The 15,727-nt window shown below is 67.5% G+C and carries 14 protein-coding genes and 1 pseudogene; all 15 read left to right on the forward strand.

Annotation, left to right across the window (positions count from 1 at the left end; all coding sequences use genetic code 11):
- Nucleotides 1-3 precede the first annotated feature (3 nt).
- The 15 genes and pseudogenes from ACWH49_RS00110 to ACWH49_RS00180 all read left to right on the forward strand — a co-directional run bounded on the left by ACWH49_RS00110 (nt 4) and on the right by ACWH49_RS00180 (nt 15,673).
- Nucleotides 4-807, forward strand: coding sequence for an enoyl-CoA hydratase/isomerase family protein (locus ACWH49_RS00110; protein ID WP_448169580.1), 804 nt, complete (start codon nt 4-6; stop codon nt 805-807).
- A 38-nt stretch (nt 808-845) separates the two neighbouring features.
- The gene (locus ACWH49_RS00115; protein ID WP_448169581.1) at nt 846-2,012 is read left to right on the forward strand and encodes an acyl-CoA dehydrogenase family protein; all 1,167 of its coding nucleotides are present in this window, start codon (nt 846-848) and stop codon (nt 2,010-2,012) included.
- A 98-nt stretch (nt 2,013-2,110) separates the two neighbouring features.
- Nucleotides 2,111-3,094, forward strand: coding sequence for a Bug family tripartite tricarboxylate transporter substrate binding protein (locus ACWH49_RS00120; protein WP_448169582.1), 984 nt, complete (start codon nt 2,111-2,113; stop codon nt 3,092-3,094).
- 38 nt (nt 3,095-3,132) lie between these two features.
- Nucleotides 3,133-3,894 (forward strand): ABC transporter ATP-binding protein, encoded by a 762-nt coding sequence (locus ACWH49_RS00125; protein ID WP_448169583.1) that lies wholly within the window; start codon nt 3,133-3,135, stop codon nt 3,892-3,894.
- A complete protein-coding gene (locus ACWH49_RS00130) occupies nt 3,891-4,613 on the forward strand; it encodes an ABC transporter ATP-binding protein (protein ID WP_448169584.1) in 723 nt (240 codons plus the stop codon). Before ACWH49_RS00125 ends, ACWH49_RS00130 begins: the two co-directional genes overlap by 4 nt.
- 16 nt (nt 4,614-4,629) lie before the next feature.
- Nucleotides 4,630-5,850 (forward strand): ABC transporter substrate-binding protein, encoded by a 1,221-nt coding sequence (locus tag ACWH49_RS00135; RefSeq protein WP_448169585.1) that lies wholly within the window; start codon nt 4,630-4,632, stop codon nt 5,848-5,850.
- 58 nt (nt 5,851-5,908) lie between these two features.
- Nucleotides 5,909-7,121 (forward strand): annotated as a pseudogene (locus tag ACWH49_RS00140) (ABC transporter substrate-binding protein).
- A 12-nt stretch (nt 7,122-7,133) separates the two neighbouring features.
- Nucleotides 7,134-8,021, forward strand: a complete 888-nt coding sequence (locus ACWH49_RS00145; RefSeq protein WP_448169586.1) for a branched-chain amino acid ABC transporter permease — start codon at nt 7,134-7,136, stop codon at nt 8,019-8,021.
- A complete protein-coding gene (locus ACWH49_RS00150) occupies nt 8,018-8,998 on the forward strand; it encodes a branched-chain amino acid ABC transporter permease (RefSeq protein WP_448169587.1) in 981 nt (326 codons plus the stop codon). Before ACWH49_RS00145 ends, ACWH49_RS00150 begins: the two co-directional genes overlap by 4 nt.
- Nucleotides 8,995-10,197, forward strand: coding sequence for an acyl-CoA dehydrogenase family protein (locus tag ACWH49_RS00155; RefSeq protein ID WP_448169588.1), 1,203 nt, complete (start codon nt 8,995-8,997; stop codon nt 10,195-10,197). The genes ACWH49_RS00150 and ACWH49_RS00155 overlap by 4 nt, the downstream gene beginning before the upstream one ends.
- A 25-nt stretch (nt 10,198-10,222) precedes the next feature.
- Nucleotides 10,223-11,200: a Bug family tripartite tricarboxylate transporter substrate binding protein gene (locus ACWH49_RS00160; protein ID WP_448169589.1), complete on the forward strand. Its 978-nt coding sequence runs from the start codon at nt 10,223-10,225 to the stop codon at nt 11,198-11,200.
- A gap of 35 nt (nt 11,201-11,235) precedes the next feature.
- Complete coding sequence (locus ACWH49_RS00165; RefSeq protein WP_448169590.1) at nt 11,236-11,880, forward strand: glutamate mutase L; 645 nt, start codon at nt 11,236-11,238, stop codon at nt 11,878-11,880.
- The gene (locus tag ACWH49_RS00170; protein ID WP_448169591.1) at nt 11,877-13,289 is read left to right on the forward strand and encodes an MmgE/PrpD family protein; all 1,413 of its coding nucleotides are present in this window, start codon (nt 11,877-11,879) and stop codon (nt 13,287-13,289) included. The genes ACWH49_RS00165 and ACWH49_RS00170 overlap by 4 nt, the downstream gene beginning before the upstream one ends.
- Before the next feature lie 21 nt (nt 13,290-13,310).
- Nucleotides 13,311-14,462, forward strand: coding sequence for an acyl-CoA dehydrogenase family protein (locus ACWH49_RS00175; RefSeq protein ID WP_448169592.1), 1,152 nt, complete (start codon nt 13,311-13,313; stop codon nt 14,460-14,462).
- Nucleotides 14,462-15,673: an MFS transporter gene (locus tag ACWH49_RS00180; protein ID WP_448169593.1), complete on the forward strand. Its 1,212-nt coding sequence runs from the start codon at nt 14,462-14,464 to the stop codon at nt 15,671-15,673. The genes ACWH49_RS00175 and ACWH49_RS00180 overlap by 1 nt, the downstream gene beginning before the upstream one ends.
- The last annotated feature ends 54 nt before the right edge of the window (nt 15,674-15,727 follow it).

Raw genomic sequence — 15,727 nt, forward strand, 5'->3', positions numbered from 1 at the left:
AGCATGAACTACTCCGACTTCCAGTTCCTCCAATTCGACCACAAGCCCAACGGCATCCTGCTGATCACGATCAACCGGCCGGAAGTGATGAACGCCACCAACGCGCGGCTGCACTGGGAGCTGACGAAGGTGTGGGGCGTGGCCAACGACGACGCGAAGACCAAGGTGGTGGTCATCACCGGCGCCGGCGACAAGGCGTTCTCGGCCGGCGGCGATCTGAGCTGGGTGACCGACATGGTCGGCAACCCCGCAGCCATCGGCAACGTGATGAACGAGGCCTCCGACATCGTCTACAACGTGATGGCCTGCGAGAAGCCGGTGATCTCTGCAATCAATGGCGTGGCCGTCGGCGCGGGTCTTGCGGTGGCGATGATGGCAGACATCAGCATCATTGCCGAGGAAGCGAAGATCACCGACGGCCACGTCAAGCTCGGCGTGGCCGCCGGCGACCATGCCGCGATCTGCTGGCCGCTGCTGTGCGGCATGGCCAAGGCCAAGTACTACCTGATGACGGCCGAGTTCGTCTCCGGCAAGGAGGCCGAGCGCATCGGCTTGGTCAGCCTGTGCGTGCCCCGCGCGCAGCTAATGGACAAGGCGATGGAAGTCGCCAACAAGCTCGCCTCGGGCAGCCAGCAGGCGATCCGCTTCACGAAGCGCTCTCTCAACGGGTGGATGCACATGGCGCGGCCGATCTTCGAGAGCTCGCTGGCCATGGAGATGCTGTGCTTCTTTGGCGACGACGTGAAGGAGGGCGTGGCCGCGGTGCGCGAGAAGCGCCCAGCGAATTTCCCGTCAGCCAAGGTCTGAGCCCACCACGGCATCGCATCACTTCACAGGAGTAGCGCATGGATTTCGAGCTCACCCAAGAACAGCGGATGATCTACGAGTACGGCGACCGCGTGTCGCAACGCTTCGACCACAAGTACTGGAAAGCCTACGCCGAAAAGAGCGAACCGCCGGCCGAGCTGTACAAGCAGATCACCGACGACGGTTTCCTCGGCATCATGGTGCCCGAGGCCTACGGCGGTGCCGGCCAAGGCATGACCGAGATGCTGCTGTTCATGGAGGGGCTCGCCAACAACGGCATCCCGCTGCTGAACCTGGTGGTCGGCCCCACCATGACCATGGGCCTGCTGGCCAAGCACGCCAGCGAGACCATGAAGCGCCGCCTGCTGCCGGGCGGATGCGCCGGCGACATCAAGTTCTGTTTCGCCATCACCGAGCCCAACGCCGGTTCGAACTCAATGGAGATCACCACCACCGCAAAACCGGACGGCAAGGGCGGCTTCCGCCTGACCGGACAGAAGGTCTTCATCACGGACGCGAACCGCGCCGACTACGCGATGGTCATCACACGCACCACGCCGCGCTCGGACGTGAAGAAGAAGACCGACGGCTTCACGATCTTCATGGTCGACATGAAGAAAAAGGGCATCAGCATGACGCTGATCCCGGTGGCCTTCCCGGTGCCCGAGACGCAGTGGCAGGTGTTCTTCGACGACGTGCCGCTGACGGAGGACGATGTGCTCGGTGAGGTGAACAACGGCTTCGGCATCCTGTTCGACACGCTCAACCCGGAGCGCATCATCCTGTCGGGAATGTGCACCGGGATCGGCCGCTTCGCGCTGAAGAAGGCGGTGGCCTACGCCAACGAGCGCAAGCTGTTCAACAACACACCGATCGGTGCCTACCAGGGCGTGCAGCACCCGCTGGCAATCGCTCGCAGCGAGATCGAGATGGCCTCGTTGATGGCACTGAAGGCGGCGTGGGCGTTCGATCGGGGCCAGCCCGCGGGCGAGTTCGCCAACATCGCCAAGTACGCCGGTGCCGAGGCCGGCATTCACGCCGTCGATGCCGCCATTCAGACGCACGGAGGCAACGGCTTCACCAAGGAATACGGGATCTACGACCTGTATGGCCTGGTACGGCTGTTGCGCACGGCACCGTTGAACCGCGAGATGGTTCTGAACTACATCGCCGAGCATGTGATGGGCCTGCCGCGCTCGTACTGAACCGGCACTCCGTCCACCGCGTCTGCCTCCACCGGCATCGGCGCGTCGCGTGGCCGGGAAACGCGCCCGGTCAATCACCGATGAGAGGGAGATAAAAGATGTCTGTTTCGCGCCGCCAATTCGCGTTGGCGCTCGCCACCGTCGGCCCTGCCCTGCTGGCCGCGCGCGAGACCGCCGCTCAGGATCCCTACCCGGGCAAGCCGGTGCGCTTCATCGTGCCGTTCGCTGCCGGTGGCCCGGCCGACATCGTCAGCCGCATGATGGGTTCGCGCCTGCAGGAGCAGCTTGGCCAGCCCGTGGTGATCGACAACATCCCCGGCGCCGGCAGCACGCTCGGCGTCGCGCGCCTGAGCAAGCTGCCCGCCGACGGCTACGCGATCGGCTTCGCCCACACTGGCTCGCTCGGCATCAGCCCGCACCTGTACAAGAACGTCGGCTACGACCCGGTGCGCGACCTGACGCCGATCGCGCGCCTGTGCGACTACGTCAACCTGCTCGTGGTCAATGCCAGCAGCCCGTTCCGCACGCTGGACGAGTTGCTGGCCGCGGCTCGAGCCAAGCCCGGATCGTTGAGCTACGGCTCGGCCGGCATCGGGTCATCGAACCACCTGTCGGGCGAACTGCTGGCGATCAAGGCCAGCGTGACGATGACCCACGTGCCTTACCGCGGCAGCGCGCTGGCAATGAACGACCTTCTCGGCGGTGGGCTGCAGTTCATGTTCGACGCGCCCAACACCTCCACACCGCACCTGCGCGCCGGCAAGCTGCGCGCCCTCGGAACCACCGGCCGCAAGCGGCATCGCCTGTTTCCCGACCTGCCGGCCATCGCCGAAAGCGTGCCGGGCTACGAGTTCAGCGGCTGGATGGGCCTGATGGCACCGGCCGGCCTGCCGAAGCCGATCCAGCAGCGCCTCGTGGCCGAGACCGAGAAAGCCTTGGCGACGCCGGGCACCGGCGATCGCCTCAGCGCACTCGGCCTGGACGTCAACTTCGGCGGGCCCGACGAGGTCGCGCGCGCCATCGTCGCCGACCTGGCCCTGTGGGGCCCGCTGATCAAATCGCTCGGCGTGCAGGTCGAGTGAGTCCGACCGACGACCGCCGCCCACGACCCGCAACGCCGATGCCCGACACCGCCGTTCCGCTGATCCTCGAAGCCCGCAAGCTCAGCAAGGAGTTCAAGGGCTTCCTGGCGGTCGACGCCGTCGACCTCGGCGTTCGCCGCGGAAGCATCCATGCGCTGATCGGCCCCAACGGCGCTGGCAAGACGACGATGTTCAACCTGCTGACGCGCTTTCTCAGCCCGACACGCGGCAGCATTCGCTTCAATGACCAGGACATCACCACGCTGCGCCCGGACGTCGTCGCGCGGCGCGGCTTGGTGCGCTCTTTCCAGATCTCCGCAGTGTTCCCGCACCTGACGGTGCTCGACAACGTGCGAGTCGCGCTGCAGAACAGGCTCGGCAACTCCTACCGCTTCTGGCGTTCCGAGAGTTCGCTGCGCAGCCTGAACGCGAGGGCCGTCGATCTGCTGGAACAGGTCGACCTCGCCGGCCATGCCGGTGCGGTGGCCGCCGATCTGTCGTACGGGCGCAAGCGCGCGCTCGAACTGGCGACGACGCTGGCGATGGACCCCGAACTGCTGCTGCTGGACGAGCCAACCTCCGGCATGGGCCATGAAGACGTCGGGCGCGTCATCGCGCTGATCCGCAAGGTTGCCGTCAACCGCACCGTGCTGATGGTGGAGCACAACCTGCGCATGGTCGCCGACCTGTCGGACACGATCACCGTGCTGCAGCGTGGCAGCGTGCTGGCGGAAGGCTCGTACGACGAGCTGTCGCGCGACGCGCGGGTTCGCAGCGCCTACATGGGCACCAAGGCATGACGGCCCTCACCAGCACATCGGGGCCGGCGATGCAGGTGACCAACCTGCATGCGCATTACGGCGAGACCCACATCCTGCACGGCATGGACTTCACGGTCGAGCGCGGCCAGGTCGTCTGCCTGCTGGGCCGCAACGGCGCCGGCCGCACGACCACGCTGAAAGCGGTGCTCGGGCTGGTCGGCAGCCGCAGCGGCTCGATCAGGATCAACGGGCACGAGACGATCCGCCTGCCGACCGAACGCATCGCGCGGCTGGGCATCGGCTACTGCCCCGAAGAGCGCGGCATCTTCAGCAGCCTGACGGCCGAAGAGAACCTGCTGCTGCCGCCGACGATCGGCCCCGGCGGCATGTCGCTCGACGAAATCTACGAGATGTTTCCGAACCTGCGCGAGCGGCGCAAGAGCCAAGGCACGCGGCTGTCCGGCGGCGAGCAGCAGATGCTGGCGCTGGCGCGCATCCTGCGCACCGGCGCGCAACTGCTGCTGCTCGACGAGATCACCGAGGGCCTGGCGCCGGTCATCGTCGAAGCACTGGGGCACGCGATCGAGCGCCTCAAGGCGCGCGGCCTGACCCTCGTGCTGGTGGAGCAGAACTTCCGCTTCGTCGAGGAGCTCGCGGACCGCTACTACATCGTCGAGCACGGGCGCATCGTCGAGACCGTCGAGCGCGCCGAACTGGATTCGAAGGCCGCGCTCATCGAGCGGCACCTGGGTGTTTGAAGCAATGGAGACAGGCATGAACGCAAAGCTCAAGAAACTCGTCGGCGCACTCGTGGTCGCCACCTGCCTGGCAGCGCCAGGCGTCGCGCAGACCGCGAAGATCTCGGACGGCGTCATCAAGATCGGCGTCATGACCGACCTCAGCGGCATCTACTCCGACCTCGCCGGGCCCGGTGCGGTGCTCGCCGCCAGGATGGCGGTCGATGACTTCGGCGGCAAGGTGAACGGCGTGCCGATCGAGGTCGTCGTCGCCGACATGGTCAACAAGCCGGATGTGGCCTCCAGCATCGCGCGCAAGTGGCTGGAGCAGGACAAGGTCGACGTCATCGTCGACCTGCCGATGTCGGCGGCGGCGCTGGCGGTCGCCAAGATCGTCAAGGAGAAGGACAGGATCCTGCTGGTGTCGAGCGGTGGTACGAACCGGCTGACGAACGAGGACTGCACCGACCGCACCGTCCACTGGACCTACGACACCTACGCGTTGGCCAACGGCACCGCGCGCACGCTGACGCAGGAAGGCGCCAACAGCTGGTTCTTCATCACGCCCGACTACGCCTTCGGCACGTCGATGGAAAAGGACGCCAGCGAGGCGATTCGCGCCGCCGGCGGCAAGGTCGTGGGTTCCGTGCGCCACCCCTTCCCCGGCAGCGACTTCTCGGCCTTCCTGCTTCAGGCGCAAGCCTCCGGCGCGAAGGTGGTGGGTCTGAACAATGCTTCGAATGACCTGGTGACCTCGATCAAGCAGGCGAACGAATTCGGCATCAGCCCGAAGCAGCGCGTCGCCGCGATGATCATGATGATGACCGACATCCACGCGATGGGCCTGAAGACAACCCAGGGCATGGTCTACACGGACGGCTTCTACTGGGACCTGAACCCCGAGACCCGGGCCTGGAGCAAGCGTTTCTTCGAACGCCACAAGCGCATGCCGACGATGATCCAGGCCGGCGTGTATTCAGCTGTCAACCACTACCTGCTCGCGATCAAGGCGACCGGCACCGACGATGCCGGCAACGTGATGAAGCAGATGAAGGCGACGCCGGTGAACGACTTCTTCGCCAAGAACGGCCGCATCCGCGAGGACGGCCGGATGGTCCACGACATGTACCTCGTGCAGGTCAAGACCCCGGCCGAATCGAAGGTGCCCTGGGACTACCTCAAGGTGCTGAAGGTCATCCCGGGCGATCAGGCCTTCCTGCCCCCGGCCAAGAGTGCCTGCCCGCTGCTGAAGAAGTAGCGTCATCCGGCGAAGACACCCTGTCCCGCACGCCCTTCCCGAACCAGGACATACCCCCATGCACCACCTCCGAAGCATTTCAGTCATGCTGACCGTTGCGCTGGCATCGACGACCGCGCTGTCCCAGGACAAGATCTCGGGCGGCGTCGTGAAGATCGGCGTGATGAACGATCTCACCGGCCCGTATTCCGATCTGGCCGGCACCAAGTCGGTCGACGCCGCGAAGATGGCGGTCGAGGACTTCGGCGGCAAGGTGCTCGGCAAGCCGATCCAGGTCGTCGCGGCCGATCACCAGAACAAGGCCGATGTCGCGTCGGCCCGCGCGCGCGAGTGGTTCGAGCGCGACAACGTCGACGTCATCGTCGACCTCGTCAACTCGTCGACGGCACTGGCTGTCTCGAAGATCGCGCGCGACGCCAACAAGCTGGTGCTGGTGTCCGGCGGCGGGACCACGCGGCTGACCAACGAGGACTGCAATCCGAACACCATCCACTGGACCTACGACACCTACTCGCTGGCCAACGGCACCGCCCGCGCGATGGTCAAGCAGGGGCTGGACAGCTGGTACTTCATCACCGCCGACTACGCCTTCGGGCAATCGCTCGAGAAGGACGCGACGGCGGTCATCAAGGAAGGCGGCGGCAAGGTGCTGGGCAGCGTGCGTCATCCGCTGGGCAGCACCGACCTGTCCTCGTACCTGCTGCAGGCCCAGGCCTCGGGCGCGAAGGTGATCGGCATGGCCAACGCCGGACCGGACATGAACAACACCGTCAAGCAGGCCACCGAGTTCGGCGTGGTTCCGAAGCAGTCGCTCGCGGCGCTGCTGATCTTCGTCGACGAGGTCCACGCGATGGGCCTGAAGGTCACGCAGGGCATGTACCTGACGACCGGCTTCTACTGGGACACGAACGCCGAGACAAGGGCGTGGAGCAAACGCTTCTTCGAGCGAAACAAGCGCATGCCGAACATGGTGCATGCGGGCGTCTATTCGAGCGTGATGCACCTATCTGAAGGCGATTCAGGCCGCGGGCACGGACGAAACCGCCGCGGTGACGGCGAAGATGCGGGAACAGCGGGTCAACGATTTCTTCGCCACGAACGGCCGGGTTCGCGCCGACGGCCGCATGCTGCACGACATGTACCTGATGCAGGTGAAGAAGCCGGCCGAGTCCAGGTACCCCTGGGACTACTACACCGTGCGCCAGGTGATCCCGGCCGACCAGGCCTTCCTGCCCGCCGACAAGAGCGTGTGCCCGTTGTTGAAGAAGTAGAGGCAGACCACCGTGTTTGAATGGTTGGGCGTCACGCCGCAGGGGCTCTTCGGGCAGATCCTGATCGGCCTCATCAACGGCTCTTTCTACGCCATCCTGAGCCTCGGGCTGGCGATCATCTTCGGCCTGCTCAACATCGTGAACTTCACGCACGGCGCGCAGTACATGATGGGGGCGTTCGTCGCGTGGAGCGCGGCCAACTACCTCGGCGTCGGCTACTGGTGGTCGCTGCTTCTAGCGCCGCTGGTCGTCGGCGTCGTCGGCATCGCGCTCGAAATGTTGCTGCTGCGGCGCCTGTACAAATCGGACCACGTCTACGGCCTGCTGCTCACCTTCGGGCTGGCGCTGATCATCGAAGGCGGCTTCCGGCAGGGCTTCGGCATCTCGGGCGAGCGCTACGAGATTCCCGAGCAACTGCTGGGTGCCACCAACCTCGGCTTCATGGTGCTGCCGAACTACCGCGCCTGGGTCGTGCTCGCTTCGGCCACGCTGTGCCTGGCCACCTGGGCGCTGATCGAGCGCACACGGCTCGGCGCCTACCTGCGTGCCGGCACAGAGAACCCGAACCTGCTGCGGGCCTTCGGCGTCAACGTCCCCCTGCTCGTGACGCTGACCTACGGATTCGGCGCCGCGCTGGCGGGGCTGGCCGGGGTGCTGGCGGCGCCGATCTTCCAGGTCAACCCGACGATGGGGTCGAACCTGCTGATCGTCGTGTTCGCGGTTGTCGTGGTCGGCGGGCTGGGCTCGATCATCGGCTCGATCGTCACCGGCATCGGCCTCGGCCTGGTCGAAGGCCTGACCAAGGTGTTCTACCCCGAAGGGTCGGCGGTGGTGATCTTCGTCGCGATGGCGGTGGTGCTGCTGCTGCGCCCGCACGGTCTGTTCGGCAAGGAGAAATGAACATGGCCTGGAGCAGAGACAAGACAGGCCTGGTCGTGCTGCTGGCGATCGGGCTGGTCGCGCCTTTGGTCGTCTACCCGATCTTCCTGATGAAGGCGCTGTGTTTCGCGCTGTTCGCGTGCGCGCTGAACCTGCTGCTCGGCTATGCCGGCCTGCTGTCGTTCGGCCACGCCGCCTTTTTCGGGGGAGCCGGGTACGTGACCGGCTATGTGATGACGGTGCTGCACTGGCCGGTCGAGGCGGGCATCGCAGCCGGCACGCTGTTCGGCCTGGTGCTGGGCGTCGCCTTCGGCGGCCTCGCGATCCGGCGCCAAGGCCTGTACTTCACGATGGTGACGCTCGCGCTGGCGCAGATGGTGTTCTTCCTGTGCCTGCAGATCAAGGCGACCGGCGGCGAGGACGGCCTGCAGGGCATCCCTCGTGGCATGCTGTTCGGTGCCATCGACCTGAACAAGTCGCTGAACCTGTACTACCTGGTGCTCGCGGTCTTCCTGGCCGGCTTCGTCTTCATCTACCGCGTCGTGCACTCGCCGTTCGGCAATGTGCTGAAGGCGATCCGCGAAAACGAAACGCGCGCCATCTCGCTCGGCTACAACGCCGAGCGCCACAAGCTGGTGGCGTTCATCCTGTCGGCCGGGCTGGCCGGACTGGCCGGCGCCACCAAGTCGGTGGTGTTCCAGCTCGCGTCGCTGACCGACGTGCACTGGTCGATGTCGGGCGAGGTCGTGCTGATGACCCTGGTCGGCGGCATGGGCACGCTGTTCGGCCCGGTGGTCGGCGCCCTCTTCGTGGTCTCGCTCGACCACCTGCTCGCGCCGTTCGGCTCCTGGTTCACGGTCGTGATGGGCGTGATCTTCGTGGCCTGCGTGCTGCTCTTCAAGAAGGGCATCGTCGGCTCGCTGCGCTGGCCATCGCGCCCCGCGCGGCCCACCGCGGGCGGCGTGCTGCCGGCGGTCACTTCAGGAAAAACCACATGAGTTCCACCGTCGTTTCATCGGCGCGCCGCGGCGCGTCCTTCGGTCTCACCGACGACGACCGCGCCGTGCTCGAAGCCGCCGACCGTTTCGCGCGCAAGGAACTCGCGCCGCTGTCGCGCCGCATGGACGACGAGGAGTGGTGGCCGCCCGAGGCCTTCGCCAAGATCGGCGCGGCCGGCTTCATGGGTGCGACCGTGCCACCCGAGTACGGCGGCGCCGGCATGGACCTGTTCGCGTCGGGGCTGGTGCTGCAGGCCTTCTCGCGCTGGAACCCGGCGATCGCGTTCTCGTACGTCGCGCACGACAACCTGTGCGTCAACAACATCTTCCGCAACGCCAGCGAAGCGCAGCGCCGCCAGTACCTGCCGGGCCTGTGCAACGGCACGCAGATCGGCGCGCTCGGCCTGACCGAGCCCGGCGCCGGCTCCGACGCGCTGGGCAGCATGCGCACCACCGCGCGCCGCGACGGCGACCACTTCGTGCTCAACGGCGGCAAGCTCTACATCACCAACGGCCCGGTCGCCGATGTGCTGCTGGTCTATGCCAAGACCGCGCCCGAGCGCGGCGCCAAGGGCATCTCGGCGTTCATCGTCGAGAAGAACTTCCCGGGTTTCAAGGTCGCGCAAAAGCTCGTCAAGATGGGCTTTCGCGGCAGCCAGACCGGCGAGCTGGTGTTCGAAGACTGCCGCGTCCCGGCTGCCAACCTCGTGGGCGCCGAGAACGAAGGCGTGAAGATCGTGATGAGCGGGCTCGATCTCGAGCGCGCGATCGCGGGGCAGATCTGTGTCGGCATCTGCGAGCGTGCGTTGCAACTGAGCGTCGAGTTCGCCAAGACCCGCGTGCAGTTCGGCAAGCCGATCGGCAGCTTCCAGATGGTGCAGGCGCTGCTGGCCGAGATGTACACCGAAACCGAGGCGATGAGAACGTTCGTCTGGCGCACCCTGGCCGAGGTCAACGAACTCGAGATCGGCGGCGGCGGCCGCGGCGAGGCCCACAAGCTCACCGCCGCGTCGATCCTGTTCGCCGGCGAGGCCTGCAACCGCGTGCTGAACAAGGCCCTGCAGGTTCACGGCGGCGGCGGCTACATCTGGGAGTCCGAGATAAACCGCCTGTTCCGCTGCATCAAGATCCTCGAGATCGGCGCCGGCACCTCCGAGGTGCGCAAGATGATCATCGCCCAAGAGCTACTCAGAGGCTGATGCTGCAACCAAACCGGGAGACGACATGACCAAGACCCTCCATATGGCGCTGGCCGCACTGGCGATGGCGTTGCTGCCGTTGGCGGCGACGGCCCAGTCTGCGAACGACTACCCGAACAAGCCGATCCGCTTCATCGCACCGATCCCGGCGGGCGGCAGCACCGATGTGCTGACCCGTGACATCGCCCGCCGTCTGCAGGAACGCTGGGGACAGCCGACCGTGGTCGAGAACAAGCCGGGCAGCACCGGCAGCATCGGCGCGGCGCTGGTGGCGCGGGCGCCGGCCGACGGCTACACATTGCTGCTGGTGAACTCGGGGCATGTCATCAACGAGTTCGTGTACGCCAAGCTGCCGTACGACCCGATCAAGGACTTCGTTCCGGTCGTGCACGCCGCCTCGATCGCGATGGGCCTGTTCGTGCATCCCTCGGTGCCGGCCAAGAATCTTCCGGAGTTCCTTGCGCTGGCGCGCAGCAAGCCGGGCGCGCTGAGCTTTGCTACTTCGGGCAACGGCGGTGCCGGGCACCTGGGCGGCGAGTCGATCAAGGCCGCCACCGGCATCGACATGGTCCATGTACCCTACCGCGGCAGCGCGCCGGCGCTCGCCGATGTCGTGGCCGGCCAGGTGCCGGTGTCGATCGCCGACGTGCCGCTGGCGCGACCGCACGTGCGCTCGGGCGCCCTGCGGCCGATCGCGCTGGCCGCGGCGCAGCGCTCGGCGGCGCTGCCTGACATGCCGACCTTTGCCGAACTAGGCGTCCCGAACCTCGACTTCTCGGTCTGGGTCGGTTTTCTGGCTCCGGCCGGCACCCCCAAGGCGATCGTCGACAAGCTCAACCGCGAGATCGTCTCCATCGTGCGCGAGCCCGCGATGGCCGCCCGCCTGCTCGAAATCGGTTTCGAGGTGGTTGGCAGCACGCCGGCCGAGTTCGAGCAGACGATGAAGACTGACCATGAACGCTACGGCGTGGTGGTGCGCAAGGCGGGCGTCAAGCTCGATTGATCGGCCCGGCGTCGGCACCTCCCAGAGCGCGCACCATGCCCATCACCCTGGCCGTCGACTTCGGCAGCACCTACACCAAGGTGGTCGCGATCGATTGCGAGGCCGAGACGCTGGTGGGCGTGGCGCAGTCGCCGACCACGGTGAGCGAGGGCGTGATGCTCCGCCTGGACCGCGCGCTGACGCGGCTCGAAGCGGCGTGCGGCGTGCGGCGCGCCGACATCTCGCGGCGCTTGGCGTCGTCCAGCGCTGCCGGCGGCCTGCGCATGGTGGCGATCGGCCTGGTGCCCGACCTGACGGCCGAAGCAGCACGCCGCGCCGCGCTCGGCGCCGGCGCCAAGGTGCTGCGAGCATTCGCCTACGAGCTGTCGCGGCGCGACACCGACGAGTTGCTGCGTATCGCGCCCGACATGATCCTGCTGTGGCGGGACCGACGGCGGCGAGCGCAAGACCATCGTGCGCAGCGCCGGCGCACTGGCGGCAGCCCAGCTGCGGGCGCTCGTCGTCGTGGCCGGCAACCGCACGGCGCAGGACGAGGTCGAAAGCCATTCTTCGCGAAGCCGGGTGGCGAACCTAATCCTGCTGGTGCTCGGCATGTTCATCGACGGCATCGCGATGATCGTTCTGACGGCGCCCTCGATTTCTCTCATAGTGCTCCGCTGACTTCGAAAGGCCGCCCATGACACCCTCCTCCAACGCCACCGCACCGACCATCGCCGAAACGCTGGCAGCGTTCGTCGCCGACCTGACGCCGCAGCAGATTCCGCCAGCCGTGCTCGAGCGTGCCCGCCACCTGATCCTCGACGCGGTCGGCATCGCGCACGCCTCGACCCACTACGATTTCGCGCATCGCTCGCTGTCGGCGATGACCGAACTCTCGGCCGGCGCCGGCAACACGCCGGTGATCGGTTTGGCGACGAAACTCTCGATGCGCGACGCGATGCTGATGAACGGCATCCTGATCCATGGCCTGGACTACGACGACACGCATGCCGCCGGCGTGATCCACGCCACCGCGAGCACCTTCCCGTGCGCGCTGGGCAGCGCCGCGCAGGCCGGGCTCGACGGCGAGGCCTTGCTCACCGCCTACGTCGCCGGCATGGAGGTCGGCACGCGCTTGGCATCGGTCGCGAAAGGCGGCTTCCACCAGGTCGGTTTTCACCCCACCGGCCTGATCGGCGCCTTCGCCTGCACGCTGGTCGCCGGCCGCCTGTTCGGCCTGAATGCCGCGCAAATGGCCATGGCGCAGGGCATCGCGCTGTCGGTCGGCTCGGGCAGCATGGAATTCCTGCAGGACGGCGCCTGGACCAAGCGCATGCACCCGGGCTGGGCCGGCGTGGCCGGGGTGACGGCGGCGACGCTGGCGCGCCACGGCTTCAAGGGCCCGCGCGCGACCTACGAAGGCCGCTTCGGCGTCTTCAACAGCTACCTCGGCCCGCTCGCCAAGGAATGCGATCTGGGCCTGGCGACCGGCGGCCTGGGCGAGGTCTGGGAGCTCGCCAAGGTCACGGTCAAGCCGCTGCCAGCCTGCCACTTCACGCATGCCTGCGCCGACGCGGCGGCGATCCTGCGCAAGCGCCACGGCCTGCGCGTGGCCGACATCGCATCGGTGCGCGCGCTGGTGCCCGCGGAAGTTGTGAAGACCGTGTGCGAGCCGGTGGCGACCAAGAAGCGACCGCAGAACAGCTACGACGCGCAGTTCAGCATCCCCTACACCGTGGCCACCGCGCTGGCCAAGGGCCGCTTTGGCCTGGCCGAGCTCGACGACGCGGCGCTGCGTGACGAGCAGGTGCTGGCACTGGCGGCCAAGGTCGAGTACGAGGTCGACCCCGATTCGCCCTTCCCGACCTACTACTCGGGCGAAGTGGTCGTGACGCTGAACGACGGGCGCGAACTGCGCCACCGCGAGCACATCAACCGCGGCGCCGCGGACCGCCCGATCGTCAACGCCGATGTCGAACGCAAGTTCATCGACAACATGCAGCTCGTCACGTCACCCGGACGTGCGGCACAGGTGCGCGACCTGGTGCTGGCGATCGACCGCGACTGCGCGGCGCTCGACCTCCAGCGCGGTCTGGCCGCGCTCGGCTGACACCCTCCCATTGGATCCCTCATGACCACCGACCCCGACCACGATACCCAGATCCTCGACGCCATCGACCGATTCCTGAAGACCGAGGTGCGGCCGCACGTCAAACGCCTCGAGCAGGCCGACGAGTACCCGGCCGAGATCGTCGAGCAGATGAAGAAGATGGGCCTGTTCGGCTGCATCATCCCGGCCGAATACGGCGGCCTGGGCTTGTCGACCGCGACCTACGCCGCGGTGGTGGCGCGCATCGCCTCGGTGTGGATGTCGATCTCGGGCATCATCAACTCGCACCTCATCATGGCGGCGACGGTGCTGCGCAACGGCACCGAAGCACAGAAGCGCGATCTGCTGCCACGCTTCGCCAGCGGCGAACTGCGCGGTGGCATCGGCCTGACCGAGGCCGATGCCGGCACCGACCTGCAGGCGATCCGCACGCGCGCCGTGCGCGACGGCGACCACTACGTCATCAACGGCAACAAGACCTGGATCACCAACAGCCTGCACGGCGGCTGCCTGGCCCTGCTGGTCAAGACCGACCCGGCGGCGAACCCGCGCCACAAGGGCATGAGCCTGTTCATCGCCGAAAAGGGCCCGGGCTTCATCGTCTCGCGCAAGCTGAAGAAGCTCGGCTACCGCGGCATCGACACCTGCGAACTGGTGTTCGACAACTACCGCGTGCCGGCCGATCGCTTGATCGGCGGCGTCGAGGGCAGCGGCCTGCAGCAGGTGCTGTCGGGGCTGGAACTCGGGCGCATCAACGTTGCGGCGCGCGGCCTGGGCCTGGCGAGCGCCGCGATGCACGACGCGGTGGCCTACGCGCAGCAGCGCAAGACCTTCGGCAAACCGATCTGCGAACACCAGGCGATCCAGCTGAAGCTCGGCGAGATGGCAACCCGCGTCGAGGCCGCGCGGCTGCTGATCGAGGCGGCGGCACGTGCGTACGATCGCGGCGAGCGCTGCGACATGGAAGCCGGCATGGCCAAGTACTTCGCGACCGAGGCGGCGATGGACAACGCGCTCGAATGCATGCGCATCCATGGCGCCTACGGTTATTCGCCCGAGTTCGACGTCGAGCGCTACTACCGCGACGCGCCGCTGCTGCTGATCGGCGAGGGCACCAACGAGATGCAGCGCATCATCATCGCGCGCCAGCTCGTTCAGCGGCACCCGGCGTGATGCCCGAAGAACCGGGAACGGCCGAATGGCGCGGGGTGCTGATGCCGGTCGCCGCGATGCTCGCGGCCCAGGCCTTGCTGTCGATGGCCACCGTCACGCTGCCGGTGCTGGCGCCGGCAGCCGCTACCGAGATCGGCGCGCCCGTGGCCTGGGTCGGGCTGTTCGTCGCCGTCATCTACGCCAGCAGCATGGCCTGCGGCCTGGCCAGCGGCGCGCTGGTACGGCGCTGGGGTGCGCTGCGCCTGGCCCAGCTGTGCCTGCTCAGCGCCGGCGCCGGAGTGGCCCTGCTCGCCACCGGGAAGGTGGCTGGCATGGCCGTCGGTGCGGTACTGATGGGCATGGGCTACGGGCCGCTGAATCCGGCCAGTTCGCACCTGCTGAACCGCGTCTCGCCGCCGCGCCACCTGTCGACGATCTTCTCGGTCAAGCAGAGCGGCGTGCCACTCGGCGGTGTGCTTGCCGGCGCGCTGTTGCCAGCACTCGTGCTGTGGAGCGGGTGGCGCACGGCCGCGCTGTGTGTCGCCGCCGCCTGCGCGCTGCTCGCGCTGGCCCTGCAACCGCTGCGTGCCGGCTTCGACGTCGATCGCACGCCGGGAACGCGGGTCGGCCTGGGCAGCCTGGCGGAACCTGCGCGCATGGCGCTGGCCGACCGCGCCGGCCGACCCCTGGCGTTGAGCTCGTTCTTCTTCGCCGCGCTGCAGCTGTGCCTGGGCACCTACCTCGTCGCCTACCTCACCGCGCAGCAGGGCTACGACCTGGTGCAGGCCGGGCTGACCCTGGCCGTCACCCAGGGCGCCGGCATCGCCGGGCGCCTGCTGTCGGGTGCGCTCGCCGACCGCAGCGGCCGCCCGCGCGCGGTGATGGGCGCGATGGGCTGCACGATGGGCGCCTGCGCGATCGCCTCCGCCTTTGCCGGTCACTGGCCCACGCCGCTGTTGCTGCTGCTGTATGCCGTGTTCGGCGCCAGCGCCATCGGCTGGAACGGCGTGTACCTGGCGGAGGTGGCACGGCGCGCGCCGATCGGCGCCGTCAGTGCGGCCACCGCGGCGGCGCTGTTCGTGACCTTCGGCGGCGTGTTGGCCGGGCCGCCAGTATTCGCGTTCATGCTCCAGTCGGGCATGAGCTATGGCGCGGCTTTCGTGGCGGTGGCCGCGCCGGCCCTGTTGTGCGGCCTGGTCCTGCTGCGCTCGCCGCGACCTGCGACAGGATGACCCGGCCACCTGCCGGGCCGCACCATTTTTTCGCGCCCATTCGAACGAACGGAG

Source organism: Rhizobacter fulvus (assembly GCF_964020785.1).